Below are 25,674 nucleotides of genomic sequence, written 5' to 3'. Positions count from 1 at the left end.
TCCCGGACAAAGCTGGGGCGGCGAGCGCGAACCGCCCCAAGCCGGGTCGGGGCAGGTGCCTTGCCACCCCTCCTCCTGCGAAGCAGGCCCTGGCAGGGCGTGCCGGGGCTGACTTCGTGGCGGTCGGCGCAGGCTCGCGGGGCTGCACCTGGGGCTGTGCGGGGACCCGCATATGAGGGAGCGTGGTGATCCCGGCGGTGGCTCGTGCGCGGCCGGTGTCGCTGGACGGCCCTGGGCGATGCGTGTGGCACCGGGTCTACGACGCGTGCGTGGCGGGGGAGGAGCGGAATGCCCTGCGGTAGGCGGAGGGGGTGGTGTCCAGGGCTTCCCGCATGTGCTGCCGTAGGTTCGTCCCGCTGCCCAGGCCGGTCCTGGCCGCGATGTCGTCCACGGGCAGCTCCGTCGACTCCAGCAGTCGGCGCGCGTGCTCCAGACGCGCCAAGGTGAGCCACGCGGCGGGGGAGAGCCCGGTCTCTTGCCGGAACCGCCGGGTGAACGTGCGTACGCTCATGTGGCAGTGCGCCGCGAGGTCCTTGAGGGACAGCCGCCGGTCCAGGTGTTCGGTCATCAGCGTCCGCGCCCCGGCCGTCGAGGTCCCCGCGTCCTCCCGGACCGGGCGCTCGACGTACTGCGCCTGCCCGCCGTCCCGCATGGGCGCGACCACGTTGTACCGGGCCACGCGGTTGGCCACGGAGCTGCCGTGGTCCTCCCGGACCAGATGCAGGCACAGATCGATGGCCGCCGCGCCGCCGGCCGAGGTCAGGATCCCGCGGTCGGCGACGAACAGCGGGTTGGTGTCGAGGTCGACCGTGGGGAAGAGCCGCCTGAACTGCTGTGCGTAGCGCCAGTGGGTCGCGGCCCGGCCGCCCTCCAGCAGGCCTGCGGCCGCGAGGACGAACGAGCCGGTGCACAAGGACACCAGCCGGGCGCGCTGCCGGGCAGCACGCAACGCCTCCGCGACACGGGGGTCCACCGTGCCGTCCTCGACCACGTCCGGGCAGCGGGTCCCCGCGACGATCACCGTGTCGGCGTGCTCCAGCAGGGACAGGTCGCCGTGGGGTGTGACGCCGTAGCCGTTCACCGTCGGTACCGGGGAGCCGTCCGGGGTGAGGGTGCGCACCTCGTAGGCCGCGTGTCCCGCGCGGGTTTCGACCCCGGTCAGCATCTGGGCCGGGATGCTGAGGTCGAAGGCCACCACCGGTGCGAGGGCGAGAACGGCCACATGGTGAGGTGTCGGCACTGTCATGGCCCAATAGTTGCAGATAGTGGCCCTCGGGCCACTTCTGTGCCACTCATGATCGGCAGAGACTGAGGTCAGTTCCGCACACCAGCACCGGGCAACACCCGGTCCCCACCCGGAAGGTGGCCATCCAGCCATGACCGTCCCCGCTGTCGATCCCGAGATCCAGACCCTGCTCCACACCGCCGACACCGGTGTCTTCCCCGTCCACGGCCTGGACGCTGTCCTCGCCGACCCCGCGCGCTACACGCTCCTGCGCGCCCTGCCCGACACCCCCGTCGACGACCAGGTCAAGGTGCGCGACCTGTACATGCCCGGCCCCGGCGGGCAGCTGCGGCTGCGCGTCTACCGGCCCGACACCGCCGAGATCCTGCCGATGATCCTCTACGTGCACGGCGGCGCCTACACCTACGGCTCCCCCGAGGCCGAAGAGGGACGTTCGCTGCGCTACGCCCGCGACGTCCGGGCCGTCGTCGTCTCCGTCGACTACCGCCTCGCCCCCGAACACCCCTTCCCGGCCGGAGCCGACGACGCCTACGCCGCCCTGACGTGGATCGCCGCCCACGCCGCCGAACTCGGTGGCGACCCCGCACGCATCGCGGTGGCCGGCGGCAGCGCCGGGGGGAACATCGCCGCCTCCACCGTGCTGCGCGCCCGCGACCAGGCAGGCCCACGCGTACTCTTCCAGTCGCTGACCTATCCGGGCGTGGACGCCGGCCTGACCACCGCCTCGGCGCGGGAGTTCACCGACACCCCGGTCCTCAACCGGGGTGCGCTGGAACTGGCTGTGCGGTACTACGCGAACGACAACCAGACGGCCCTGGCCGACCCGTACGCCTCCCCGATCCGCGCCGCCGACCTCAGCGGGCTGCCGCCCGCCTACGTCGCGGTGGCGGAGATCGACCCGCTCCGCGACGAGGGCCGCGACTACGCCGCACGCCTGTCCGCCGCTGGTGTCACCACCGAACTCGTTCAGGTCCCCGGCGCCGTCCACGGCTTCGACCTCCTCTTCCCCCAGGCCCGCATCAGCGAGCGCAGCCTCACCGACCAGGTACGCGCCCTGCGTGAAGCCCTCCGCCCCTGACGAATGCGCGGGCCTGGGTGCGCGTCCGCGCCCGGCCCCTGCCGCTGCCCCAGGAACCGCCGACATAGCCGAGCCCGAACCTGCATGCGGGTACACCCGCCCGAGTTCCCTGGCAGACGGAAGCACAACCAGCACATCTGGCACACACGGCCAGTGACCAGGCCCGAACCGGGCTGAGGCGCTTGGTGTTGATGGCCAGTCACGGAGGTTGCCAGGTCCTTCATGCGGGTGCGGCCGTCGCCCAGGTGTACGAAGGCGTCCAGGAACCCGGTCCAGGCATCCACCTCGAACAGCAGGTCCGGCAGGTCGATCTCGGGAGCATGTTCTCGACCGCTTGCGCGGCCAGGTCAGGGACTTCGGCTCGCCGAGCGCGCCGAGCTTGTCGGCGTTCGGCGAGCTGTTTCCATCCGGCGTCCAGGCCGCGCACCAGCTCCGCCAGGCAAAGCGATCTGGGTCAACCACGAGCCGCTGGCGTGAGCAGCTACGCCGGCAAGACCGGCCTGGCAGCAGGTCAGATGTCCAGAGTACTGAGATCACGACGGAGAACGGTGCGAGCCGCTTCGCTCGCCTCTCTGTGTGACTGCCTGGCCGCTTGGTAGTCCGGTGACGGCACTGTGGAGCCGGAGGCAAATATCTCGCGGATCTGCCGCAGCGAGCTGTACGACGCGTCGATCGCCGACGTCACCTCATCGGATGCTGTGAGGATCAGCCGCTCGCGTGCCTCGTCACACCCCGACTCGCGGTACACCTGCCGGATCCTGGCCGCTCTCGCCTGCGGACTCGCATGCTCTTCGTCGGCGGCCAACCGCATGTCCTCGTGCGCCCTCCGAAAGGAGACGAGGCAGTCCACGTACATGTTCCGGCGATCCTGCAGCCTGTTGTCCCGGGTGGTGCGCCGCCAGCGCACCTGCTCGCCGAGCAAGGTGGCTGCCACGCCCATGACGGCCCCGAGTCCTGTACCGAGCAGAGTCGCCCACTCCACGCCAAAGGATGGTGTCATACGGGCGCAGGGCACAGAACCCTGTGACACGTAGCCGGGTCCGGACCGGTCGGCAGCGGTTGGCCGTCGAGCTGGTCATGGGCGGGGAAGTCGCCGTTGTCGAGGTGCACCGCTGGGCGGCCGGGCCCGACACGCCGCATGCCCGGATCGGCTGCGGCCGGCCTGTCAGGATCCGTCTTCGAACGGACGTTGCCCGCCCGGGGGGTGCTTGCTGACCGACCAGACGTTCACAGGGCTGCTGGCGTGCGAGGGGCACAGGTGCGCGCCTGTCACCGGTGGGTGGAGTCGAGTCTGTCGTCGATGTCCGGGATCCAGAAGCAGATCTCCAACGTCTTCAGGCGGTCCCAGTGCCGCACACGGCGCCCATGTCTGATCGCGGCAATCAGGCTCACGAGCAGCAGTGCCGCACAGCCCCCTGCCGGCAAACGAGCGGACCCCAGGACGAGTTCGAGCACCGCGACGACGAGCGCGAACACCAGGGCGAGGGCCGAGTTCCGCAGCATCAAGGCGACACCCTGCAGCCGGGTGATCTCGCCCGCTGCCTCTTTGTCGTGGAGTTCCGCCGCAGCCAACAGCAGAGAGGTGTCAGCACGCACGAAGGCTCGCTCCCGGGACTCGGGCACTCTGGCAACGAATTCGAGGCGAGCGTGATCGCCACTCCAGTTCCAACGCGGCGCCACCTTGTCCAGGAGGGCGCTCAGGGGGTAGGCAAGCTGCCCCAGCAGGTAACTGGCAACAGCGGCTCCGACCAACTGCAGCACTGACGGTGCCGAGGCCAGACTTGCGAGATCGATGAGGTTCAGGCGGGCGAGCACGTAAATGATCAAAGAAAGATGAAGTGCTCCAGGTATCCCATAGGTGAACAGATCGAAGATGCCCACAGCTAAGGTCACGATGCCCCCTGACTCGCCAAGGTTCCTGACTTTAGTGAGCCTTCGAAGGGCCGGGCAGACTCGCCCCCGTCACCCAACGCCCAGATCTCGTTGCAGGTCAGCGGGATCAGCCCGTCCGGGGCGGGACGGCGGGGTCTCAGCCGCCCCGCCGGCAGGATCGCGGACCACGGCTGGGCGGGATCAACAGAGCTCGCGCTGGTACCAGGTGCCTGGCTTACCGCCGAGGTCGGCAGGGCCGGCCGGGCCGACCGGGACGAACCCGGCCTTGGTCAGCACCTTCTGGGACGCGGCGTTCTCGTGGGCGGTGGCCGCGCGCAGTGTGCGCAGCCCGTGCCGCGACGCCGCCAGTCGGCACAGCTCCTGAACGGTCGCGGTCGCCACGCCGCAGCCGGCGACATGTTGCGCGACCCGGTAGCCGAGTTCCGCAGTGCGCTCCTCGATGTCGTACAGGTTGAACCTGCCCAGTACCGAGCCGTCCTCGGCGACGAGCACGTGGAAGGCGCAGATGCCGGCTCCCTGCTCAGCCAGCAAGGCGTTGAAGCGGTCGGTGAACTGGTCGAAATACTCGTCGCCGCGGTCGGGAACCGAGGTGGCGAAGTAGGTGCGGTTCGCCAGTTCGAAGTCCAGGACAGCCGGGGCGTGGCCGGCATGCAGCTGTTTCAGCTCGGGCATCGTACGACTCTACTCAGATGGTGCGCTGAGGCCACCGAGTTTCCGGCAGCGGCAGCCGGCCTCAGGTCGGGATCCGGCCCACTTGACAATCTGCGGCTGGTGCATTGAAGGGCCTGCGGTGGGGGCCAACTGCAGGAGTATTGGCGGGGTTTGACGCAATGCGGTGGCGGATGCCTCGGTTGCGGAGTGTTCGGTGCAGGTTCTCGCAGTATTCACGGAAACTGTCCGCCGCCCCGAGGAGTACTTGGCCTGTATCGGCGGAGCCCCGTCGTTAAAAGGCACCCCAAATTCGTCCGCTACCAGCCGCCGAGTCAGGGTCGCCATGTACTCTTCAACCGGCCGAGCACGCCAAAGAAACGGCGTCTCAGGACTGAACGGGAGGTAGGGAACATGAAGGCCAAGAAATTGCTTGGTGTCGTGGCCGCAGCAGTGGCGATGACGGGTATGGCGTCCGCACCGGCATCTGCCGACGACGCGGTCACCGGCGGCAATGTGGAAATGGTGCTTTTCGGCAGCGGCTACCACGTCGACTCGGTCACGATCCACGGGGTGCCGGAGCCCCAAGGCCCTGCCCAGTACGAGTTCATATACTACGCCACCACCTCCCCGACCAAGACATACACAATGATTTGCGGCGGCAGCGGCACGGGGAACAGCTGCAGCCACAAATTCAACATCGACGCCACTTACGCGGGTGGAGTCGGAATCCGAAGCTGCGGGTCGATCAAGCGTGTCGACAACCAGCAGAGCCTCGGAACTGCCTGCAAGAATTGGTGAGGTGACAAGGCCCGCCAGGCAGGGCCGGGCTGACCCCGACCTGCCTGGCTGCGGCGTCCGACTCTGCGGCCTCCGGCGGCCGGGCGCCACCGCGCCGCGTCGAAGCTGCCGGCAGTAGGTGGGAACGCCGGTGGGAGGGTGCGTCGCACCATGACGACGCCTTCCGCCATGACGGTCACGGTGCCGGGGCGGGCCGGTTCTGTGGCACGTAGGCGGGGGAGGCCGGGGAACGGGATCTCGAAATGGCTGCCGCCGTGCTGCATGCGCTGGGCGATCCGGTCCGGCTCTTCCTGGTCCGGCAGATGGCTGATGGCAGCGAGAGCGGGTGCAGCCCGGCGGGGTTGGACGTGCCGCCCTCCACGCTCTCCAACCACTGGCGCATCCTGCGCGAGGCCGGTATCACCCGCCGCTGCTCCGCGGAGTCGGAGTCCTGCCTGGTGGCGTCACGGGCTGCGACGCCCTCGGTCTCAGCCACCGAGCAGCCGCGTGGGCCGGTACGGTTCCAGGACCGGTGCCGCCTGCCCGGTGCGGAGTTCGGTCGCCACCAGCTCGGCCAGCCCGGCGGCCAGGGTGACACCGCTGTGGGTGACCATCGCGTAGAGGGCGCCAGGAGTGCCGGTGCCGGGTACGGGCCCGACGACGGGGCGCCCGTCCAACGGCAGTGGCCGGACACACACTTGACGTTCGAGCACCCGGGCCCCGGCCAGGCTCGGCACGAGCTCGCGGGCCCGCGCCAGCAGAATGTCCGCCCAGCGGTCGAGTTCCTCGGCGGGGGTGTGCAGGTCGACATGCACATCGCCCGCCTCCAGGTGCACGGTCGCGCCCTCGGCCTCGTCGTGCGGGCGCAGATGGACGAGCGGGGTGTGCACCACGCGCGTCAGCGGCGTCTCCACCGGCCCCACCCGTACGACGAGTCCGGGCGCCGCCGACCCGGCCGCCGACGGGTCCACGATCGGTAGCGGCTTCCCGGCGAGGGCGGTCACCTCGGGTGTCCACCGGCCCGCACAGCACACCACCGCGTCCGCCCGGAGGGTGTCCCCGTCAGCCGTACGTACGATCCAACTGCCGCCACCTGTATGAGAATTGGGGTGACGGTCGACCGCGGGGACGGTGCCCGCGTCCGCGCGTTCCAGGCCGACGACGTGGCCGGCGCCGCCGGTGCGGATCTCGGCACCGGCGTTCCGCAGTCGTTCCCCGAGGGTGGAGACGAGTCGTTCGGTGAGCACATAGCCCTCATCGGGGAACCAGGCGACCTGAGGCACGTTCGCGGGCAGCCGCAGGGCCGGTTCGAGGGCGGAGATCCGTTCCGCGGAGACGAGTTCGGCGGGGTATCCCCACTGTTGGAGCCGCTGTACCCGCTCGATGAGCCGGCCGCCCTCCACGGAGTCGTCCGGGTCGGCGGGAGCCGGGTCCGCCCAGCGCATGTTGCCCACCGGGCGATACCACTGCGCACCGTCGGCCTCCTCGGCCAGCCGCGCCCAGGCGTCCAGCGAGGCGGTGCGCAGTTCGTGGTAACCGCGGTCGGGCACCCCGTTGGAGTTGAGCCAGGCCAGGCTCCAGCGCGAGGTGCCGTGTCCGGGCTGCGCGCGGTCCAACAGGGTGACGGTGGGTGCGGATACGCCGGGTGCCGGGCCGTCCGCCGTTCCGGAGGGCGCGGTGTGCTGCGCGGGCCGGTGGGCGAGCCGGTGCGCGAGGGTGGTGCCGAGCACGCCGGCGCCGATGACGGCGATATGGGTGGGGCGGGCCATGCGCTTCCTCCTCGGCCGACGGGTCGACGGGCCCACGGGGCGACGGGCCGGCGGGCGGGCGGCTCGACGGCCCATCGGCTGCTCGCCGGCTGCTCCGGAACAGCCGTCACCGTAACCGATGCTCAGCGGGACGGCGGTGGAGCGACGGAGTCCCGCGAGACGAACGTGGTGTCCAGCACGATGTGTTCGGAGCGGGCCTGTGACCGGCCCTCGATCCGGGCGACGAGAGCCCGCACCGCACGGGCGCCCAGTTCCTGGACCGGCTGTGCCACGACGGAGACGCGCGGGCGGATGACGCTCGTCCAGTCGGCGTCGTCGAAGGTGATGAGGGAGACGTCGTCCGGCACTCGCAGCCCCGCTTCCTGGACGGCGGAGAGGGCGCCGAGGGCGATCAGGCTGTCGGTGGTGAACAGCGCGGTCGGCGGCTGGGGGAGCCGGAGCAGTTCGGTCGTCAGCGCAGCGGGATCCTGCCCATGGACGCCGACCCGTACGTAGGTGTCGGGGTCCTTGAGACCGGCAGCGTGCAGGGCGGCACGGAAGCCTTCGGCGCGCTCGACGCCCGTGGAGACCTGCGCGGGCGGCTCCGCACGGCGCCGGTCCGGGCCGTGCCCGCGCTGCGGACCCTCCCCGCCGTCCGCACGCCCGGCCGCCCGGTGCCTGTCGGTTTCTTCCCGCCTGTCGGCTCCCCCGTGCCGCCCCTCCTGTGCGGCACGTTCCTCGCCGCTTCCGCCCAGCGTCACCATGCCGATCCGCCGGTGTCCCGCCTCCAGCAGTCGGCGTACGGCGTCCTCGGCGGCTCCGCGGTTGTCGACGGTGACCGTGTCCGTGTCCAGCGACGGCACCTCGCGGTCCAGCAGGACGAGCGGGCAGCGGGCCTCCCGCAGGGCGACCAGGTGCGCGGTGCTGGAGGAGGAGGCCGGCGCGATGATGATGCCGTCGACGTGCTTGTCGCGGAGCATCTTCACGGCGGAGCGTTCCTGGGTGAGGTCCTCGTCGGTGTTGGCCAGCAGCACCTGGTAGCCGGCGGCGCGTGCGGCGTCCGCGATGCCGCGGGTGGCGCCGGCGAAGAAGGGGTTCTGTATGTCGGCGACCACCACGCCCAACGTGTGGGTGCGGCCGGTGATCATGCTGCGGGCGAGCTGGTTGGGGCGGTAGCCGAGTTTCGCGGCTGCGGCGTGTACCCGCTCCCGCGCGTCCGGGCTCACGGAGCCGTAGTCGGCGAGGGCCCGGGAGGCGGTGGATCGGGAGACTCCGGCCTCGCGGGCCACGTCGGGGATGGTCGCGGGGCGCTGGCTTCGGTGACTGGTCATGGCGGCAACAGATTATCCGGCGCAGCAGTATTGACGCTGTCGGATCGGCGGTGGGAAGGTTCTCACCACCGCGGGTGAGAACGTTCCCAAAGCCGCTGTCGGATGCTTTTGGGAACGTTCCCAATCTCGTCCTTCCCGCTGCTCGTCCACCCTCGTCAGATGTGGAGAAGAACCGCGTGACCACCGCAACTCTGCCGCTCAAGCCCATCAACCCGGACTTCAAGGAGACCGTCTCCTTCGCGCTGGGGCAGCGCGAGGCCGCCCGCACCTTCGTCGAGGGCATCACCGGCTCCGGCACCGGGCTGCGCAACGTCTTTTTGGTCGGCTGCGGCGGCTCACTGGTCGCCTCGTACGCCGTGCACCACATGCTGGAGACCCGCGCACCGTTCCCGGTCTTCCACATGAACAGCGCCGAGTTCCAGTTCCGCGAGCCCGCGCTGCTCGGCGAGGGCTCGCTCGTCGTCGTCGCCTCGCACACCGGCACGACCAAGGAGACCGTCGCAGCCGCCGAGTTCGCCAGGGCCGCCGGGGCCACGGTCGCCGCGGTGACCCGGCTCCCGGACAGCCCTCTCGCCAAGGCCGCGCACACAGCCTTCACCTACGGCAGCGAGGACACCGTCGCCGCCCCCAAGCACGTGCTGTTCGCACAGCTCGGCCACGCGCTGCTGGAGCAGACCGGGGTGCCCGGTGACTACGCGCGGCTGCGTGCCGCCTATGAGGCGCTGCCCGAGGCGCTGCACGGGGCGCAGCTCGAATCCGAGGAACTGTGCCACTCCATCGCTGCTGCGCTGGCCGACGAGGACGTGACCTATGTGCTGTCCGCCGGCCCCAACTACGGGGCAGGCTACGGCTTCACCATGTGCTACCTGATGGAGATGCAGTGGAAGCACGGCGGCAGCTACAACGCCGGTGAGTTCTTCCACGGGGCCTTCGAGGTGGTCACCGAGGATCAGCCGGTGCTGCTGATGCTCGGTGAGGACGGCACGCGGCCGATGGCCGAGCGGGCGAAGACCTTCCTCGACAAATACACGCGCAAGGCCCACTACATCGACACCCGGTCGCTCTCGCTGCCCGGCGTCCCGGAGGAGCTGCGCGGCGAGATCAGCCCGATCGCGCTCAACACGCTCGCCAGCCGTCTCGCCCACCACTACGAGGCGGTGCGCGGCCACGACCTGGACAAGCGCCGCTACATGTTCCAGGTCGAGTACTGAGCACGCGGAGCGCATAGGCAGCGGCCCGGAGTGGGCGCCCACCGGGAGGGCGCCCGCCCACCCCGGAAGGACGCCGCCCCGACAGGGCGCCGGTGCGAAGCCCCCGGTGCGGGGCTCGGTGAAGAGCCCCGGCGCCCTGTCCCCGCCCGCCCTGCCCCCGCCCCGCCCCTGGCCACCGGGCGCCCTCCCACCCATCCCCAGCACGGACCGGAGAGACCATGCGCATCTGCGGAGTCGGCGACAACGTCGTCGACCGATACCCGCAGCGCGGCCTGATGTATCCCGGCGGCAATGCCGTGAACGTCGCCGTGCACGCCGCCCGTTGCGGTGCCGAGGCCGCCTATCTCGGTGTCCTCGGCACCGACGAGGCCGGAGGGCACATCCGGGGCGCGCTCGACGCCGAGGGGGTCGGTACGGACCGGGTCCGTACCGCCGACGGCCCCAACGCCTACGCCACCGTGCACCTCGACGCGGACGGCGACCGGCACTTCACCGCCACGGACGAAGGGGTCTCCCGTTTCACACCGGACGACGCCGACCTGAACTGGCTGGCCGGCTTCGATCTCGCGCACACCGGGGATTGCAGCAGGCTCGAACACGCGGTGCCGTTCCTGGCCCGTGCCTGCCCGGTCAGCTACGACTTCTCCAACCGTTCCTGGTCGTACGCCGCACCACTTCTGCCCTATGTCCGGTACGCCGTCTTCTCGCGGCCCGGCGCCGGGGACCGCGAGGCTGCCGCGCTCGCGGAGGCCGCGCACCGGTCCGGGCCCGGGACGGTGGTCGTGACCCGAGGCAGCCTGGGCGCGCTGGTCTCGCGGGACGGGGTGTCGCACCTGCAGCCCGTGATGCCCGTCGAGGTGGTGGACACGCTCGGTGCCGGCGACTCCTTCGTGGCACGGCTGCTGGTGGCGCTGCTGGACGGTGCTCCGGTGCCGAGCGCCGCGGCGCAGGCCGCCGCGTACGCCGCTGAAGTCTGCACCCATGAAGGTGCCTTCGGACATCCCCGGGTCTTCTCCGACCCGCACACCGCACCCGTGAGGTGATCCGTGCTGCGCTTCCTGCGAACCCCGGCGCTGCTCGCCACTGCCTTCAGCGCGGTCCTCGCGCTGAGCGGCTGCGGGCAGGCGCCCGTACGCACCACTGCGAACGACTTCACCCTGGACGGCCGTCCCCGAGGGCACCTCACCGTGCTGGAGAAATGGGCCGACCCGCAGTACGCGCCGTACTTCGAGCGGATGGCCGAGGAGTACGAACGGCGCAACCCCGGTGTCACCATCGAACTGCAAGCCGTCGGGGACCAGCCCTACAAGGACCGCATCGCGGCCCTGGCCGCCTCCCGCGATCTGCCGGACATCTACTTCGCCTGGCCGGGGCAGTACGCCGAGAGGTTCGCCGACGGCAGGCTCGCCGCCGACCTCACAAGCCAGCTGAGTGACACGGCCTGGGGCCGCTCCTTCGTACCGGACGCGCTGCGCGCCTACCGCTACGACGGGCGGAACTACGGAGTGCCGGTGACCCTCGACGCCAAGGTCTTCGCGTACAACAAGCGCATCTTCCGAAAGGCGGGGGTGAAGGGCGAGCCGCGCACCTTCGCGCAGCTGCTCTCGGCCTGCGACCGCATCCAGAAGGCCGGCTGGACCCCCATCACCTTCGGCAATCAGTACGGCTGGCCCGTCGGCCATCTGCTCACCCAGCTGAACGCGATGCACGTGCCGCCGGACACCCTCGCGAAGGACTACGCGGTGCGGAAGGGCGGAGGCTTCACGCACCCCGGCTATGTACGCGCCTTCACCGACCTGCGCCGACTGAAGGAGCGGTGCTTCGCCCCCGGCGGTTCCGGCGCCAGCCACGAGAACGCGCAGACCAAGCTGGTGTACGGGAAGGCGGCCATGCAGTATCTGGAGACGGTCGAGTTCCCCTTCCTCACCGAGAAAGGCGGAGCTCCCGCCTCCTTCGAGCGGGACTGGGACTTCTTCCCCATGCCGCCCGCCCCGGATGGGCAGGGCGATCCCCGCGCCCTCGCCGGCGGTACGGACGGACTGATGGTGTCCAACAACTCACCGGACAAGGCCCTCGCCGTCGACTTCCTGAAGTTTTTGACCGCGCGCCCGCAAGCCCGGGAGATGGTACGGGAACTGGGCTGGCTCAGCGCCGTGCAGGACACCTCCCGGGCCGGCCGGGTGAAGGGGCTCGGCGCCGCCCAGCGGCTCATCGACTCGCGCCGGATGTCGGTGTGGCTCGACACCCGCACAGACAACAAGGTCGTCAATCCCACGCTCGCCGCCGCCGATTCCGTGCTCGGTGGCCGGACGAGCCCCCAGGAGGCCGTGCGCCGCGTCCGGAAGGCGGCCGACCAGGCCTTCCGCTTCTCGTCCCGCGGCGAGTCCTCCCACCACGAGGCCGCCACGCCGGGGCTTCGCCGAGACCGCCACCCGGGCCAGGGAGGGGCGAGATGACCACACTCCACGGTGTTCCGACGGCCGGGTCCCGCACCGCCCGCCGTGTCCGGCACGCGCTCTGGGCCGCCCCCGCCCTCGCGCTCATCACCGTCTTCGTCTACTACCCCGTCGTGGAGAACGTCCGCCTCAGCCTGCTCAAGTTCAGCGTCTTCCAGCCGGGCACCCGGTACGTCGGTCTGGACAACTACCGGCAGGCGTTCTCCGACCCGGTCTTCTGGAAGGCACTGGTCAACAACCTCCTGTTCGCCGTCACCTCGGTCACCGTCCAGGTGGGTGCCGCGCTGGTGCTCGCCGCGCTCCTGGAGGAGCTGGTCGGCAGGCGGCTCGGCGGACTGCTGCGCACCCTCTACGTGGTGCCGGCCGCCGTCTCGATGACGGTCGCCGGCCTCCTCTTCCAGTTCCTCTACCAGCGGGACGCCGGACTGGTGAACAGCCTGCTGGGCGGCGTGGGCCTGGACAGCTGGCAGCGCGACTGGCTCGGGCAGCCCGACACCGCCATCTGGGGCGTCATCGGGATGAGCCAGTGGCAGTCCTTCGGCTACACCACGATGCTGCTCACCGTCGCCGTGCAGCGGATACCGCGCGAGCTGTACGAGGCGGCGTACGTCGACGGCGCGGGCCGCGTCCGTACGTTCTTCACGGTCACCGTTCCGATGGTGCGGCAGATGACCACCCTGCTGGTGATCCTCACCGTCTCCGGGGCCTTCCTGGTCTTCAACGAGGTGATGGTGATGACCGGCGGTGGCCCCTCCAACTCCAGCCAGGTGCTGGGGACGTGGCTCTACGCCAGCGCCTTCACCGGCGACGACATGGGCTATGCGGCGGCGATCGGCACGGTGATGTTCGTACTGACCTTCGCCGCCGGTGCGGCACAGCTGTACTACTCACGGCGAAAGGCGGTGGAGGCATGACCCTCACCATGAACCCGAAAGGCCGCCCCTCCGCGGCGCGGGCGCTGCCACCGGCGAGAGACCCCTGGCGGCGCACGGGTGGCGCCGCCGTCCGAGGACGGACGGGCGTACTGCCGAGGGTTCTCGCCTACTGCGGACTCGCCGCCCTGGCCGTCGCGGTGCTCTACCCCCTGTGCTGGATGGCACTGTCCGGGCTGAAGAGCAACGGTGAGCTGTTCACCGCCCCTTGGTCGCTGCCCGCCCACCCCCGCTGGGACAACTACGCGGACGCCTGGAACCAGGGCACGCTGCGCTATCTGCTCAACAGCGCGCTGGTGACCAGCGCGAGCGTGCTGGCGGTGGTCCTCATCAGCGCCTGGGCCGCATACGGCCTGACCCGCCTCGACATCCCCCTGGCCCGCCCGGCACTGCTGCTGGTGCTCGGCGGAATGATGCTCTCGCCGACGGTCGCACTGGTGCCACTGGCGCAACTCCTGCAGGCGCTGCACATCTATGACACCTACTGGGCGCTCATCGTCCTCTACACGGCGTTCAAGGTGCCGTTCACGACCTTCCTCATCCGCGCCTATCTGCTGAGTCTTCCCTCCGAGGTGGAGGAGGCGGCCCACCTGGACGGGGCGAGCCGATGGCAGACCTTCTGGCAGGTGGTCGTCCCCATGTCCCGGCCGATCCTGGTGTCCGCCGCCATGCTCCAGACGCTCTTCTGCTGGAACGAGTACGCCTTCGCACTGGTCTTCGTCACGGATGACCGGCTCAAGACGCTGCCGGTCGGCCTCGCCGACATGGCGGGCAGGCTCAACTCCGACTGGCCCATCCTCTTCGCCGGACTGACCATCGCCGCGCTCCCCATGATCATCGTCTTTCTGCTGGGCCAGCGGCACTTCATCCGGGGCCTGGCGGAGGGCGTGGGGAAGTGACCCCGCGCAGCCGATCCGCCGGTGGCCCCTCTGTCGGCACCGCACGCCGACGGAGGGGCTGAACGGAGCGGCTATGGGGACAGGGTTCTGCACAGATCCCCGGCAGTGCCTCGCAGCGCGGACAGCAGCAGCTGGGCGCCGAGGGGAGTGAGGGTGTGGTGCGCGGTGCGGCCCCAGCGTCGGGTCGTGACGAGCCCGGCCCGGCGCAGCACTGTGGCGTGCTCGCTGGCCGAAGCAGGCGACAGCCCCGTACGCCGGGCCAGCCGGCCCGTCGAGACGCCCTCCGCGACGACCTCCAGCACTGCCGCACGGCTGTGCCCGAGCAACGCGGCCAGCGTCCCGTACGTACCGTCAGGCACCCCGGGGCCCGGGTGGGCGACCACCTCGTAGTGCAGGGTGGGTTGCACATCGTCCGGATCGCAGGGAATGTAGCTGGTGAAGGCCGCAGGGGCGAGCAGCAGACCCCGGCCGCCCAGGTGGTAGTCCGGGCCGTCCACGTCCGGCAGCTCCAGTGCCGGGGGACACCAGTGCATCCGCGGATGCATGGTGGCCAGAACTCGCTCGACACCGCCCTCCTGCCACTGGCGGACGCGCTCGGCCTGTTCCGCGCGCAGCGCAGCGTGCAGCCCTCGCCAATACGGACCAACGGCCGCCCTGTAGTGGTCCCGCACCGCCTGGGCGAGTCGGCGCAGCGCGGCCGGGTCCCCCTCGGCGAGCGCGCGAACCCACCGCGGCAGCGGGCGGTGCGCGGCGACGTACCCCAGGTCCGCGCGCAACTCGGACCGTGGCGTGGACAGCAACCGCTCGATCTCCTCGTCGAGGGTGGGAAGTGCCTGGTGGGGGCGGAGCAGTCGGGGAACTGGATGCGACGGCCCGGTGGCGACGAGCCCACCCAGCGGTGGCCCGCCGTCCTCCGACACGGCCGCTTCCCCCGCCGTGCGCCGGGCGGCGTTCGTGGTGCGGCGCCAGATGTCGAGCGCCGGACTGCTGCTGCGGCCGTACCGGAGACGGAAGGCGCTGAACGTCGTCGTGGCCAGCGGGCTGGGCGCCTCGGCCACCCGGACACGGGCCAGATCCGAGGCGGCGAAGTGAATACGCATACCCGGCCCCTTCGGTCGCTGCCCGCCACATGGCTGCCGACCTCATCCTTTCCCGGAGCGGGCCCGTCCGTCACGCGACGTACGCGGAAGACGGTGCGGCAGCGGGCCGGAAGTCGATGAGCTGTCCCATCGCTTCGGGCAGGGCCGAATCGTCTACCGGCCAGGGAAGACGCTGCACACCATGGGGCAGCAGTCGAGCAGTCGAGCAGTCGAGCAGCCGGAACCGGCACCGGCACCGGAAGCGCCGGAATCGGGAAGGCCGGGAACCGGCGAGCGGGAGGAGCACACGGATGCGGGCGACCAGAACTTCGAGTACAGCAACCACCGGTCAGACGCCGGGGCGCGGAGCCGAAGCCGCGGGCGACAGACGGCGAAGGGCCGTAGCCGTGACTGTCTGCACGCTCACGGCCCTGCTGTGCGCGTCAGCCGGTGCCCAGGCATCCCCCGGACGGGCAGGGGCCGAGGCCGGGGGAGACGCACCGACCACGGCACACCCCCTCCGCCCGTCGGCCCAGCCCTCCAGCGGGGCGGCGGCCGCGGCGGGCGAGCGGGTGCCCCACTCGGACGACTGGCAGGGGCCGTTCGTCACCCGCCCCAAGCAACCCGAAGTGAACTACCCGCGGGGCGAGGTGTGCCCGTTCCCGACACACGCGGAGTTCCCCGTCGTCGACATGGTGCAAAAGACCTGGAAGAACAGTGCCGGCGACCCCGTCTACGCCATCATCAGCGGCCCGCTGATCATGGAGGTGACGAACAAGGACACGGGGAAGACCGTCCGCCGTGATCTGTCCGGTACCGGCACCCTCTCCTACCCCGACCCCGGCACCACCACACGCGTCCTCAGCGGCGGTGACTGGGGCGTCGGCCTGCACACCGACGACCGGCCCGCACACAACAGGTGGCTCGTCTCGCGTGGCTTCATGGCCGTCCGGATCACGGAGAGCGGCGGAGAGACCCAGCGCGAACTCCTGGCACTGGAGGGCCCCTACGAGGACCTGTGCAAGACGCTCGCCCCTTAGCCGGCAGGGGCGTTCCGGATCGCGGCTATGTCGAACTGCAGGCGCACCTTCTCGCTGACCATCGAGCCGCCCTCGGCCAGTCGGCTGTTGTACGTGAGGCCCCAGTCGGAGCGATCGATGGTGGTCGTACCGTCGAAGCCGACACGCTGGTAGCCGAAGGGGTCCATCACGTGACCTATATAGGTCATCTCCAGCACGACGGGTCTGGTCACGTCCTTGATGGTGAGGTTTCCCGCCATGCGGTAGACGTCGTCACCGACGAACTGCACGCCGGTGCTGACGAACTGCATTTGGGGGTAGTCGGCCGAGGCGAAGAAATCACGGCCTACCAGATGTGCGTCGCGCTGCTCCACTCCCGTATCGACGCTGGCTGTGGAAATGACGACCTCGGCCCGGCAGCGGGACGGATCGTAGCCGTCGAAGTAGAGGCGGCTCCGGTACTCGGTGAAGGACCCGCGCACCGTCGTCACCATGGCGTGGCGTACCGAGAAACCGATCCGGCTGTGGGCGGGGTCGATGATCCATTCCCCGGTGAGCTCCTGCAGGGCCGGGGCCGCCGGGGCCGGATTCACCGCACCCGCATACGCCACACCTGCGTCGGCGTGGGTGTGACCGTGTGTGGCAGGGCGGGTCGGGGAGTTGGGTGACATGCCACGTTTGAACAGTTTCATGCTTCACCTGGCGACTCGATGACGGGCAGTCAGGCAATGCTGCACACCAATTGCCGTGTCCTAGCTCCGGGTAAGAATCCCTTTGGGCGGGGATCGCATAGTTGCCCCACTCGGAATCTTCACATGATCTACGTGATGTTCGCGGAGCTCGAAAGCGGCAAAGTGCGCGGACGCCGGTGAAGGCCGGTCATATCGAAACTGCTTGTCCGCTGCGACGTTGCGGGCGGTCCGGGCCGGGGCAGGTCAGCCGCTCCTCGCGGGTGCCGGCCTGACGGCGAGCCGGTGGGCCGGGGGCACCGACTGTGCGGCCGGTGGTGGTGTGCGGGACCACCACGGTGCCGCAGCCCAGCACCTGGCCCGCGTCAGAGAAGAGGGCAGCCGCGCTCAGCAGCTCAGGGGCAACTCGACGCCCGGTCCGGGCCGGGTATGTCCTCGCTGTCACTCGGCGGGGCCGAGGCCCACACCGTGGGGACCTGGGCCCAGTTCCGTCTCGATGAAGCGGTGCAGATGGCGGCGGGCGTCCTGAGTGGTCAGCGGCGGGGCCTGGCGGAGCCGCTGCAGGGCCAGCCCGTCGGCGAGGGCTGCGAAGCGGGTGGTGAAGCCGTCCAGGTCGGCGCAGGTGAACTCGCCGTCCGCGACGCCGCGTTCGGCCAGCGCGCGGATCTGCCGGTGCCAGCTCTCGTAGCGCCGGTCCTGGCCACCGGCGAACGCCGGATCGAGGTGGTGCTCGCCCGCGTTCCAGTATTCGAACCACATCCGCCAGTGCCGGTCGGTGTCCTCGGTGAACAGCGCGTCGACGAGGAGGCGCAGCGCCCCGGCCGCGCTGGTCGCCCGGTCCGCGGTCTCGCTGAGGGCCGCGTAGTACCGCTCGATCTGCAGCACCATCGCCTCGGAGAGGATCTCCTGGACGCTGCCGAAGTGGTAGGTGACCGTACCCACGGACACCCCGGCCGCACCGGCGACGTCCCGCACGCCGACCGAGGAGGAACCCCGCTCGGCGATCAGCGGCACGGCCGCCTCGACGATGAGGCGACGGCGCACCTCGGTGGGCTGCCGGGTGCGGTCGGCGGCGGCGACGGCGCGGCGCGGGCTTCTCCCGCCGGTCATCCGGACGTCCTCGGGGTGGTGCGGTGCCAGGTGCGCTCGGCCACGGTCTGGCCGTTCGCCCGTGCCTGGAGGTGGCTGTCCATCACGAACTCCGCTGTCGTGGCCTTCAGTTCCGTCCGCGCGACGATCTCGGCGTCCCATTCCTCGCCGCGGGTCAGCCGGATCGTCCATGCGGAGACGGCCGAGGCGGACAGTGGATCGTCGCTGCGGATACGGTACGTCTCCCGGGCGTTCTCCTCGTAACGCAGCCCGTCCGGAAAGGTGCGGGAGCCGCCGTAGCGGGGGTCGACATCGAGGGTCCACTCGCCTGCGGCGACATCGTGGGTGACGAGCCGTTCGGGTCGCGGCCGGTCCGGGAGGTCGTACGTCACCGGGAGCGGCGGTGCCTGTTCGGGCTCCTCGAAGCGGACCGGCTCCTCTTCTCCAGGGCCCCCAGGCGCCCTCACGGGCAGCAGGAGGGCGCTGTGCGCGGGGATCACGGTCAGCTGTCCGCGCTCGCCGTGCGGCCAAACCCACGGCCAGTACGTGTTGGAGACGGCGACGCGGACGCGATGCCCGGGCGGAAAGGTGTAACCGGTGGCACCGAGTTCGAACTCGACGTCCTCGTAGGTACCGGGGACCCACTCGACGGACCGGTCCCGGCCATGCCGGCTGAGGAGGTTGAGCACGCCTCGGGCGACGAGGGTGGAGGAGCCGTCGGGGGCCACGTCGCAGAGGCGGGCGATCACATGGCCGCGCGGGGTGGAGCTGTCCAGCCGGAGCCTGACGCGTGGTCGGCCGAGGATCTCGACGTGCCCGTCCAGGGGCCCGGAGTCGAAGCAGACCGCGCGGCCGTCCTCCTCCCGCTGGTCGGGCGGCAGGTCGCTCGCGTTGCCGAAGGGGAAGAAGCGGCCGGCGTCGACACCGGTGTGCTGGGGGGAGTCGACCACCAGGGGTGCCTCGCCGGCGCCCAGGGCGCGTTCCTGCCGGCTCACCCTTAGGGAGGGCCAGGCCGTCTCGCCGATCCAGCGGCCCGGCATGACGTCGTAGGACGTGGCGGGTGGCACAGGGTCGTTGATCCAGGCCCGCAGCAACGGCTCGGCCATCACACCGGTGTCGCGGCCCTTGAGGTGCTGGTCCCACCAGCGCAGGGTCTCCTGGAGGAAGCCGATGGCGGGGCCGGGAGGCAGTCCGCGGTCCGGATACTGGTGGGACCAGGGACCGATCAGCCCCCGGACACGCTCGTGCGGAAGGTGCTCGACGAGCCGCAGCACCGTGTCGCGGTAGGGGTCGTTCCAGCCGCCGACCGCCAGGACCGCCGCGTCGACGGCTTTGTAGTCCTCGCACACGCTGCCGTGCCGCCAGTAGTCGTCCCGCTGCTGATGGGCCAGCCAGGTGTGCAGAAAGGGTTCGAGCCCTTCGAGGCGTTCGCGCCACATCGGCAGCCACCGGTCGGTGCCGACCTGTGCCGGGTCCGGTGGGCGGGCGGCGAAGGCGAGCATGGTGCCGGCCCAGGCGAGCATGTCGATCCCGAGGACGGCGCCGCCGGTGTAGTGCACATCGTTGTCGTAGCGGTCGTCGGTGGAGCACACCGTCACGATCGCCTTGAGGGGGGCGGGGGCCATGGCGGCGATCTGGAGCGCGTTGAACCCGCCCCAGGATATGCCGAACATACCGACCTTGCCGGTGCACCAGGGCTGTGCCGCCAGCCAGTTGACGACGTCGACGCCGTCCGCGAGTTCCTGGGCGTCGTACTCGTCGCCCGGTACGCCCTCGCTGTCGCCGTGGCCCCGGATGTCGACCCGGACGGAGGCGTAGCCGTGACCCGCGTACCAGGGGTGGCGCTGGGCGTCCCGGGGGGCTGTCCAGTCACTCTTGCGGTACGGGAGGTACTCCAGCAGCGCGGGCACGGGGTCGCTCGTCGCGTCGGCCGGACGCCAGATGCGCGCGTGCAGCCGGACCTTTCCGTCCGGGGTGGGGATCCAGACGTCCTCACGCACGACCTGGCGTTCGAACCGCTCGCGGTACTTCACGGAACTCCTTCGACGAGGGGGGTGCTTGCGGGGCGCCAGCGGCGGACGCGGTGGCCGTGGCCGTGGTCGGTCCAGACGCCGTCGGCGTCTGCTGTCTCCTCCCAATCGGGCACGTCGTCCACGGGTGGCCGTGCGTCGGGATCGGGTTCGAGGGCCGCGGCCATCAGCTCGCGGGTGTAGGGGTGGCCGGGGTCGGTGAAGACGGCCTGGGTGGGGCCCTCCTCCACCACCACACCGTGGCGCAGGACCAGGACACGGTCGGCAAGGCCCCGTACGACGGCCAGGTCGTGGCTGATGAACAGGCAGGCCAATTGCCGTTCCCTGCGCAGGTCGTCGAGCAGCCGCAGTACTTCGGCCTGTACCGAGACATCCAGTGCCGTGGTGATCTCGTCGGCGATCAACACGTCCGGCTCGCCGGCCAGTGCCCGTGCGATGCCGATCCGCTGCCGCTGGCCGCCGGAGAGCTGAGCGGGCAGCCGGTCGGCGAGCGCCGGATCGAGTTGGACGTCCCGCACCAGTTCGCGGGCCCGTGCGGTGGCCGCTTCCCGGTTCGGCGCCGTGCCGAACAGCCGCAGGGGGCGGCGAATCGCGTCGCCCACCGAGCGGCGCGGGTTGAGGGAGGTGTCGGCGTTCTGGAACACCAGCTGCACCCGGCGCCGCAGGCCCGGCGGACGTTTGCGCGCGAGGCGGGTCAGATCGCCCGACTGATGGGTCATCGTGCCGCCGGAGGGTGCGCGCAGGCCGGCGAGTGCCCACGCGAGGGTGGACTTACCGCTGCCCGACTCCCCGACGAGGGCGACGATCTCGCCGCACCGGAGCTCGAAGGAGACACCGTGCACGGCGCGGACCGAGCCGTGGTCGACGGTGACGTCGTCGGCGGAGACGGCCACCGGTGCCTGGGGAGGCACCACGGCTCTGGCACGGATCTCCCGCTCGCCGGCCTCGCCCACCAGGGCGAGGCCGTCGTCCGCCAGCCGCGGCACGCTGGCCAGCAGCCGTTTCGTATAGGCGTGTTCGGGGCGGGAGAAGAGCTTTCGGGTGGGTGCCGACTCCACCGTCCGGCCCAGCCGCAGCACGCTCACCTCGTCGGCCATGCGCGCGACGACGCCCAGGTCGTGGCTCACCAGCAGGGCGGCCAGCCCGAGTTCGTCGCGCAGGTCGGCGACGAGGTCGAGGATGCCGCGCTGGGTGACGACGTCGAGACCGGTCGTGGGCTCGTCGAGCACAAGGACCCGGGGGCGGGCCGCGAGGGCCATCGCGATGGAGACCCGCTGCTGCTGTCCGCCGGACAGCTCGTGCGGATAGCGGCGCGCCAGCTCGGCGGGTCTGGGCAGCCTGACCTGCTCCAGCAGGTCGAGCACCGGGACACCACCGCCCGCCTCCGCGATCTGCCGCCCGACGCGCATGGACGGGGTCAGCGAGTGGCCGGCGTTCTGGGCGACCATCGCAACGGTTCCGCCGCGCAGCCGCCGCAACCTGCCGGGGGAGAGGGCGAAGACGTCGTGGCCGTCCACCCGGACTTCCCCGCCGTCCAGACGCGAGCCGTGTCGCAGGTGGCCGAGCAGGGTGGCCGCGACAGTCGACTTGCCGCTGCCGGACTCGCCGACGAGGGCGAGCGTGCGCCCCTCGGGGAGTTCGAAGGACACCTCCCGCACGACCGGCACGTCCTGGCCGCCCGAGCGGTAGGAGACGGAGAGCGAGCTGACGGACACGAGGGCGGTCATCAGGAGCCCTCCCGGATCCGGTCCACGCCCCAGGCCTTGGACAGGCCGTCGGACGCGAGGTTGATCCCGACCACGAGCGTGGCCAGGGCGATGATAGGCGCGAGGCTCGCCATCGGGACGACGGTGATGGCGGTGCGGTTCTCGGCGACCATGAGCCCCCAGTCGGGGGTCGGCGGGGCGGCGCCGAAGCCGAGGAAGGACAGCGAGGAGATCAGCAGGACGACCCAGGAGGCCCGCATGGCGAATTCCACGCACACCACGTCGACGATGTTGGGCAGGACCTCCCGCCGCAGGATCGCCCAGGTGCTCTCGCCCCGGGCGCGGGCCGCGGTCACGTAGTCGGCGGGTACGACGGCGAGCGCCGCACCCCGCACCACCCGCACGACCTGCGGTACGAACACCACGGCGACGGCGCAGATGATGACCGGGTATCCGGTGCCCAGCACGGTGACGACGACCAGCAGCGCGAGGATCGCCGGTATCGAGAGCACCGCGTCCAGCACCCGGCTCAGGATGTCGTCGAACCAGCCTCCGCGCAGCGCCGCCGCACAGCCGATCACCGTACCGAGGGCGACCCCCAGGACGGTGGAGACGGCGGACACACCGAGCGCGTACCGGCCGCCGTACAGCACCCGGGCGAGGACGTCCCTGCCGTACTGATCCGTACCGGCCCAGTGCTCCGGACCGGGGCCGAGAAGCGCGTGCGAGGGGCTGTTGGCGACCGGGTCGTGCGGCGTCAGCAGCGGGGCGAGCAGCGCCAGCAGCACATGGACGCCCACGACGGCGAGGCCGATGACTGCGGTACGGGAGGAGCGCAGGGTGCGCCAGGTACGGATGGTGCGCCCCCCTGCGGACGCGGGCGCGGGCGCGGTTGCCGGTGCGGGGGTCGGGGCGGGGTCGAGGGCGGTCATCGGGTCCTCCCGCGCGTACGGAGCTTCGGGTTCAAGGCCATGGAGCCGAGGTCGGCGGCGAGGTTGCACACGACGTAGACGACGGCACTGATCAGCGCGACGGCCTGAATGACGGGCAGGTCGCGGTTCTGCACCGAGGTGAGCAGCAGTTTGCCGATGCCCGGATAGTTGAAGACGTTCTCGACGACGGCGACCCCGCCCACGAGCCAGGCCACGTTCAGGGCGATCACATGCAAGGTGGGCAGCAGCGCGCCGGGCAGGGCGTGCCGGGTGACGACCCGCCAGGTGGACAGGCCCTTGAGCCTGGCCGTGGTGACGTACTCGCTCGCCATCACATCGATGACCGACGTTCGGGCCATGCGGACGATGTAGGCGGCCATGACGGTCGCCAGCGCGAGCGCGGGAAGCCACACGGCAGGCAGCAGTTGACCGACGCTCGCGTCGGGGCCGTACAGGACGACGGCGGGGAACCACGGCAGCGCGATGGAGAAGCACAGCACCAGCACGGTGGCGACCACGAACTCGGGGATGCTCATGCCGACGAGGCTGACGGTCGAGATCAGGTGGTCGGCCCAGCGGTCGCGGTACAGACCGGCGAGCACGCCCAGCACCAGCGCCCCGGTCACCGCGAACAGGACCGTGACCAGGGCGATCAGCGCGGAGTTGCCGAGGTGGGCGGCCGCCTCGGTGGCGACGGGCTTCCCGGAGACCAGGGAGGTGCCGAAGTCCCCGTGCAGGGCCGACTCGACCCAGTCGAGGTAGCGCTCCCAGGCGGGCCGGTCGAGGCCCATCTGCTCTCGCAGCCCGGCCACGGCGTCCGGCGTGGCGTCCTTGCCGAGAATCTTGGTGGCCACGTCGCCGGGCAGGGCCTGGACGGCGAGGAAGACCAGGACCGAGGCCAGCAGCAGGGTGCCGAGGGCCGATATGGTGCGGCGGGCGATGAACGAGAGCATCCTCAGGCTCCCTTCAGGCCGATGGCGAGGTAGTCGAACTCGAACCCGTGCTCGGCGTATCCGCGTACCTTGCGGGAGACTCCGACGAGCCGGTCGGCGAACATCGGGGTGATCGCCCCACCCCTCTCGATCACCATGGTCTGCCCCTCGCCGTACAGTTCGCGGCGCCGCTTGTCGTCGGTCTCGGCGCGGGCTCGGTCGAGGAGCGCGTCGAAGTCCTTGTCGGACCAGGCGGTCTCGTTGTACGACGAGCCGCTGCGGAAGATCTGGGTGAAGAGCTGGTCGATGGGCCGGCCCGTGTACCAGTAGGTCGCCATCAGCGGCTTCTTCATCCAGATTTGCGTGTAGTACGAGTCCGCAGCGGCCGTCTTCACCCGGACCCGGATCCCGGCCCGCCGCGCCGAGTCCTGGTAGGCCAGCGCCATGGGGGTGAACAGCGGGTCGTAGGAGGAGGTGTGAAGGTCGACGGTCAGCCCCTCGTGACCCGCCTTCTTCAGCAGATGGCGGGCCCGGTCGGGGTCGTGCTCGGGGTGTGAGCGGATGTGCAGTGGGTCGTCCGGCGGCACCGGGTTGTCCCAGCCGGCGGTGCCGGCACCCTGAAGAGCGACCTTGACCACGTGCTCGGGGTCGTAGGCGAGTTTCATCGCCTTGCGTACGCGTACGTCCGTGAAGGGCTTCTCCGTGGTGAGCATCGGCAGCACGTACCACTGGGAGTTCTTCACACGGGCGATGGTGGCGCGGTCCGAGGCCTCGACCACACGGGCCGTCGCGAAGTCGAGGTTGGTCTGCGAGAGCAGGTCGACCTGGCCGGCCAGCAGTGCGTTCGCCCGGGCCGACATGTCGGCGACCGAAGCGAAGGAGATGGCGTCGAGAACGGGACGCCCGGCCCAGTGATCCTGGTAGGCGGTGACGCTGCCGGGGCCCGCGGGCGCGAACGAGTCCAGCCTGAAGGGGCCGGTGCCGATGCCGGTGCGGCCGATGGATCTCCCGCTCCCGTCCGGGATGACGTAGCAGTTGTAGTGCGTCAGCAGGCTGGGGAACTCGGCGTGCGGCGACTTCAGCGGGACGACGAGCGTGTGGGCGTCGGGAGTGCGCAGCGTCTTCGGGTCGATGAGCGGGGCGAGAACGCCCGCCTGCGGGGACGCTGTCGCCTTGTCGAGGATGTGACGCAAGGTGTACGCCGCATCGGCCGAGGTGAATGTGTGGCCGTTGTGGAAGGTGACGCCCTTGCGGAGCCGGAATGTCCAGGTGCGGGCCTTGGAATCCGCTTCCCACGCCTCGGCGAGGTCGGGGACGAGGCCGCCGTCGGTGCCGACACGGACGAGACGGTTGTACAGGGCGCCCAGATACTCGTATGCCGACAGGGGGCCGGCGGGGTCGAGGGTCTCGGCGTCCGACGCGGGCGGGCGGGCTATCCGGAGGGTGCCACCCCGGTCCGGAGCGCCCTTCGGCGCCGCCGCGGGCAGGGCGGTGATGGACGCCGCGCCCGTACACCCGGACACCAGCCAGGAAGCGCCGAGGCATGCGGCACCGGCGAGCAGTGACCGCCGTCCTGGGCGGTGGGCCTCGGTCATGAGCAACCGTCCTCCGCGCTATTCGTTCAGCTGAACGATTGAGTGAAGTGCGTGAACGATAGCGGGCCGGCGGTTTCAAGCCAACCCTCGAACGCGGAAAAAAGAGCTTGCGAGGGCTCCATAGGCGTGAGGACCAACAGTGCAAATGGGAAGAGAGTGGGAGATACCGAAGGCTCAGTCTCCGTGTGTCCGTGTGTCCGTGTGTCCTTGTGCCCGTCTGCTCTGACGCCACCGGGAATCTTCGCTCTACGGGGACGGAGGGCCGCCGTCCCCGGGCCGATCCGGCCACCCCGGCCATGCGTACCCGTACGAGGGGATGCGCCCCGGCCGCGCGTACGCGTACGACGCAAGAGCGGCCGGCCGTATAGAGCGGCCGACGGC

22 protein-coding genes and 1 pseudogene are annotated in these 25,674 nt (G+C 70.7%); 8 read left to right on the top strand and 15 right to left on the bottom strand.

The annotated features are described in order from the left end of the window. Positions 1–256: 256 nt before the first annotated feature. On the bottom strand, positions 257–1,246 hold the full coding sequence (locus JW613_RS00395) for a GlxA family transcriptional regulator (protein WP_209208675.1): 990 nt from the start codon (positions 1,244–1,246) through the stop codon (positions 257–259). Positions 1,247–1,376: 130 nt separating this feature from the next. On the opposite strand from JW613_RS00395, the gene JW613_RS00390 reads away from it, so the two are divergent. Next, entirely contained in the window at positions 1,377–2,324 is a 948-nt protein-coding gene (locus JW613_RS00390; protein ID WP_209208674.1) for an alpha/beta hydrolase, read from the top strand. A gap of 200 nt (positions 2,325–2,524) precedes the next feature. On the opposite strand, the pseudogene JW613_RS36710 reads toward JW613_RS00390, so the two are convergent. From JW613_RS36710 to JW613_RS00375, 4 genes and pseudogenes are all read right to left on the bottom strand, one after another. Next, positions 2,525–2,763, bottom strand: a pseudogene (locus JW613_RS36710) (hypothetical protein); the annotation flags it as partial. Positions 2,764–2,835: 72 nt separating this feature from the next. Next, positions 2,836–3,306, bottom strand: coding sequence for a hypothetical protein (locus JW613_RS00385; RefSeq protein ID WP_209208673.1), 471 nt, complete (start codon positions 3,304–3,306; stop codon positions 2,836–2,838). 287 nt (positions 3,307–3,593) lie between these two features. Next, positions 3,594–4,205 carry a hypothetical protein gene (locus JW613_RS00380; RefSeq protein ID WP_307865728.1) on the bottom strand — a complete coding sequence of 204 codons (612 nt, stop codon included), beginning with the start codon at positions 4,203–4,205 and terminating at the stop codon, positions 3,594–3,596. Positions 4,206–4,397: 192 nt separating this feature from the next. Next, a complete protein-coding gene (locus JW613_RS00375) occupies positions 4,398–4,889 on the bottom strand; it encodes a GNAT family N-acetyltransferase (RefSeq protein ID WP_209208671.1) in 492 nt (163 codons plus the stop codon). A 390-nt stretch (positions 4,890–5,279) separates the two neighbouring features. Here JW613_RS00375 and JW613_RS00370 point away from each other — a divergent pair, with 390 nt between their 5' ends. Beyond that, complete coding sequence (locus JW613_RS00370; RefSeq protein ID WP_209208670.1) at positions 5,280–5,666, top strand: hypothetical protein; 387 nt, start codon at positions 5,280–5,282, stop codon at positions 5,664–5,666. 467 nt (positions 5,667–6,133) lie between these two features. On the opposite strand, the gene JW613_RS00365 is transcribed toward JW613_RS00370, so the two are convergent. Next, positions 6,134–7,414 (bottom strand): NAD(P)/FAD-dependent oxidoreductase, encoded by a 1,281-nt coding sequence (locus JW613_RS00365; protein WP_209208669.1) that lies wholly within the window; start codon positions 7,412–7,414, stop codon positions 6,134–6,136. A 122-nt stretch (positions 7,415–7,536) separates the two neighbouring features. Continuing rightward, positions 7,537–8,724, bottom strand: coding sequence for a LacI family DNA-binding transcriptional regulator (locus tag JW613_RS00360; protein ID WP_209208668.1), 1,188 nt, complete (start codon positions 8,722–8,724; stop codon positions 7,537–7,539). Positions 8,725–8,900: 176 nt separating this feature from the next. Between JW613_RS00360 and JW613_RS00355 the strand changes: the two genes are divergently transcribed. From JW613_RS00355 to JW613_RS00335, 5 genes are all read left to right on the top strand, one after another. Then, positions 8,901–9,935: an SIS domain-containing protein gene (locus tag JW613_RS00355; RefSeq protein WP_209208667.1), complete on the top strand. Its 1,035-nt coding sequence runs from the start codon at positions 8,901–8,903 to the stop codon at positions 9,933–9,935. A 218-nt stretch (positions 9,936–10,153) separates the two neighbouring features. Beyond that, positions 10,154–10,978, top strand: a complete 825-nt coding sequence (locus JW613_RS00350) for a PfkB family carbohydrate kinase (RefSeq protein ID WP_209208666.1) — start codon at positions 10,154–10,156, stop codon at positions 10,976–10,978. 3 nt (positions 10,979–10,981) lie between these two features. Next, positions 10,982–12,391, top strand: coding sequence for an ABC transporter substrate-binding protein (locus JW613_RS00345; RefSeq protein WP_209208665.1), 1,410 nt, complete (start codon positions 10,982–10,984; stop codon positions 12,389–12,391). Then, positions 12,388–13,305 carry a carbohydrate ABC transporter permease gene (locus JW613_RS00340; RefSeq protein WP_209208664.1) on the top strand — a complete coding sequence of 306 codons (918 nt, stop codon included), beginning with the start codon at positions 12,388–12,390 and terminating at the stop codon, positions 13,303–13,305. Before JW613_RS00345 ends, JW613_RS00340 begins: the two co-directional genes overlap by 4 nt. Continuing rightward, positions 13,302–14,222: a carbohydrate ABC transporter permease gene (locus JW613_RS00335; RefSeq protein WP_209208663.1), complete on the top strand. Its 921-nt coding sequence runs from the start codon at positions 13,302–13,304 to the stop codon at positions 14,220–14,222. Before JW613_RS00340 ends, JW613_RS00335 begins: the two co-directional genes overlap by 4 nt. Before the next feature lie 71 nt (positions 14,223–14,293). On the opposite strand, the gene JW613_RS00330 is transcribed toward JW613_RS00335, so the two are convergent. Further along, complete coding sequence (locus tag JW613_RS00330) at positions 14,294–15,322, bottom strand: ArsR/SmtB family transcription factor (protein ID WP_209208662.1); 1,029 nt, start codon at positions 15,320–15,322, stop codon at positions 14,294–14,296. A gap of 386 nt (positions 15,323–15,708) precedes the next feature. Between JW613_RS00330 and JW613_RS00325 the strand changes: the two genes are divergently transcribed. Next, entirely contained in the window at positions 15,709–16,341 is a 633-nt protein-coding gene (locus JW613_RS00325) for a hypothetical protein (protein ID WP_209208661.1), read from the top strand. On the opposite strand, the gene JW613_RS00320 is transcribed toward JW613_RS00325, so the two are convergent. The 7 genes from JW613_RS00320 to JW613_RS00290 all read right to left on the bottom strand — a co-directional run bounded on the left by JW613_RS00320 (position 16,338) and on the right by JW613_RS00290 (position 25,293). Further along, on the bottom strand, positions 16,338–17,012 hold the full coding sequence (locus JW613_RS00320; RefSeq protein WP_209208660.1) for a YceI family protein: 675 nt from the start codon (positions 17,010–17,012) through the stop codon (positions 16,338–16,340). The two genes, JW613_RS00325 and JW613_RS00320, sit on opposite strands and share 4 nt — an antisense overlap. Before the next feature lie 438 nt (positions 17,013–17,450). Continuing rightward, positions 17,451–18,119, bottom strand: coding sequence for a TetR/AcrR family transcriptional regulator (locus JW613_RS00315; protein ID WP_209208659.1), 669 nt, complete (start codon positions 18,117–18,119; stop codon positions 17,451–17,453). Beyond that, positions 18,116–20,131: a CocE/NonD family hydrolase gene (locus JW613_RS00310; protein WP_209208658.1), complete on the bottom strand. Its 2,016-nt coding sequence runs from the start codon at positions 20,129–20,131 to the stop codon at positions 18,116–18,118. Before JW613_RS00310 ends, JW613_RS00315 begins: the two co-directional genes overlap by 4 nt. Continuing rightward, a complete protein-coding gene (locus tag JW613_RS00305; RefSeq protein ID WP_209208657.1) occupies positions 20,128–21,855 on the bottom strand; it encodes a dipeptide ABC transporter ATP-binding protein in 1,728 nt (575 codons plus the stop codon). Before JW613_RS00305 ends, JW613_RS00310 begins: the two co-directional genes overlap by 4 nt. Beyond that, a complete protein-coding gene (locus JW613_RS00300; RefSeq protein WP_209208656.1) occupies positions 21,855–22,766 on the bottom strand; it encodes an ABC transporter permease in 912 nt (303 codons plus the stop codon). The genes JW613_RS00305 and JW613_RS00300 overlap by 1 nt, the downstream gene beginning before the upstream one ends. Continuing rightward, entirely contained in the window at positions 22,763–23,719 is a 957-nt protein-coding gene (locus JW613_RS00295) for an ABC transporter permease (protein WP_209208655.1), read from the bottom strand. Before JW613_RS00295 ends, JW613_RS00300 begins: the two co-directional genes overlap by 4 nt. A gap of 2 nt (positions 23,720–23,721) precedes the next feature. After that, positions 23,722–25,293, bottom strand: a complete 1,572-nt coding sequence (locus tag JW613_RS00290) for an ABC transporter substrate-binding protein (protein WP_209208654.1) — start codon at positions 25,291–25,293, stop codon at positions 23,722–23,724. Positions 25,294–25,674 lie beyond the last annotated feature (381 nt).

Source organism: Streptomyces smyrnaeus, from assembly GCF_017676345.1.
Classification (GTDB): Bacteria; Actinomycetota; Actinomycetes; order Streptomycetales; family Streptomycetaceae; genus Streptomyces; species Streptomyces smyrnaeus.
This window is presented reverse-complemented; position numbering and strand designations above follow the sequence as displayed.

Bases quoted from the DNA above. Each gene is read 5' to 3' on its own strand.
- JW613_RS00350 (WP_209208666.1), top strand. From the start codon at position 10,154: ATGCGCATCTGCGGAGTCGGCGACAACGTCGTCGACCGATACCCGCAG.
- JW613_RS00375 (WP_209208671.1), bottom strand. From the start codon at position 4,889: ATGCCCGAGCTGAAACAGCTGCATGCCGGCCACGCCCCGGCTGTCCTG.
- JW613_RS00330 (WP_209208662.1), bottom strand. From the start codon at position 15,322: ATGCGTATTCACTTCGCCGCCTCGGATCTGGCCCGTGTCCGGGTGGCC.
- JW613_RS00335 (WP_209208663.1), top strand. From the start codon at position 13,302: ATGACCCTCACCATGAACCCGAAAGGCCGCCCCTCCGCGGCGCGGGCG.
- JW613_RS00395 (WP_209208675.1), bottom strand. From the start codon at position 1,246: ATGACAGTGCCGACACCTCACCATGTGGCCGTTCTCGCCCTCGCACCG.
- JW613_RS00300 (WP_209208656.1), bottom strand. From the start codon at position 22,766: ATGACCGCCCTCGACCCCGCCCCGACCCCCGCACCGGCAACCGCGCCC.
- JW613_RS00305 (WP_209208657.1), bottom strand. From the start codon at position 21,855: ATGACCGCCCTCGTGTCCGTCAGCTCGCTCTCCGTCTCCTACCGCTCG.
- JW613_RS00390 (WP_209208674.1), top strand. From the start codon at position 1,377: ATGACCGTCCCCGCTGTCGATCCCGAGATCCAGACCCTGCTCCACACC.
- JW613_RS00290 (WP_209208654.1), bottom strand. From the start codon at position 25,293: ATGACCGAGGCCCACCGCCCAGGACGGCGGTCACTGCTCGCCGGTGCC.
- JW613_RS00340 (WP_209208664.1), top strand. From the start codon at position 12,388: ATGACCACACTCCACGGTGTTCCGACGGCCGGGTCCCGCACCGCCCGC.
- JW613_RS00295 (WP_209208655.1), bottom strand. From the start codon at position 23,719: ATGCTCTCGTTCATCGCCCGCCGCACCATATCGGCCCTCGGCACCCTG.
- JW613_RS00315 (WP_209208659.1), bottom strand. From the start codon at position 18,119: ATGACCGGCGGGAGAAGCCCGCGCCGCGCCGTCGCCGCCGCCGACCGC.
- JW613_RS00360 (WP_209208668.1), bottom strand. From the start codon at position 8,724: ATGACCAGTCACCGAAGCCAGCGCCCCGCGACCATCCCCGACGTGGCC.
- JW613_RS00320 (WP_209208660.1), bottom strand. From the start codon at position 17,012: ATGAAACTGTTCAAACGTGGCATGTCACCCAACTCCCCGACCCGCCCT.
- JW613_RS00365 (WP_209208669.1), bottom strand. From the start codon at position 7,414: ATGGCCCGCCCCACCCATATCGCCGTCATCGGCGCCGGCGTGCTCGGC.
- JW613_RS00370 (WP_209208670.1), top strand. From the start codon at position 5,280: ATGAAGGCCAAGAAATTGCTTGGTGTCGTGGCCGCAGCAGTGGCGATG.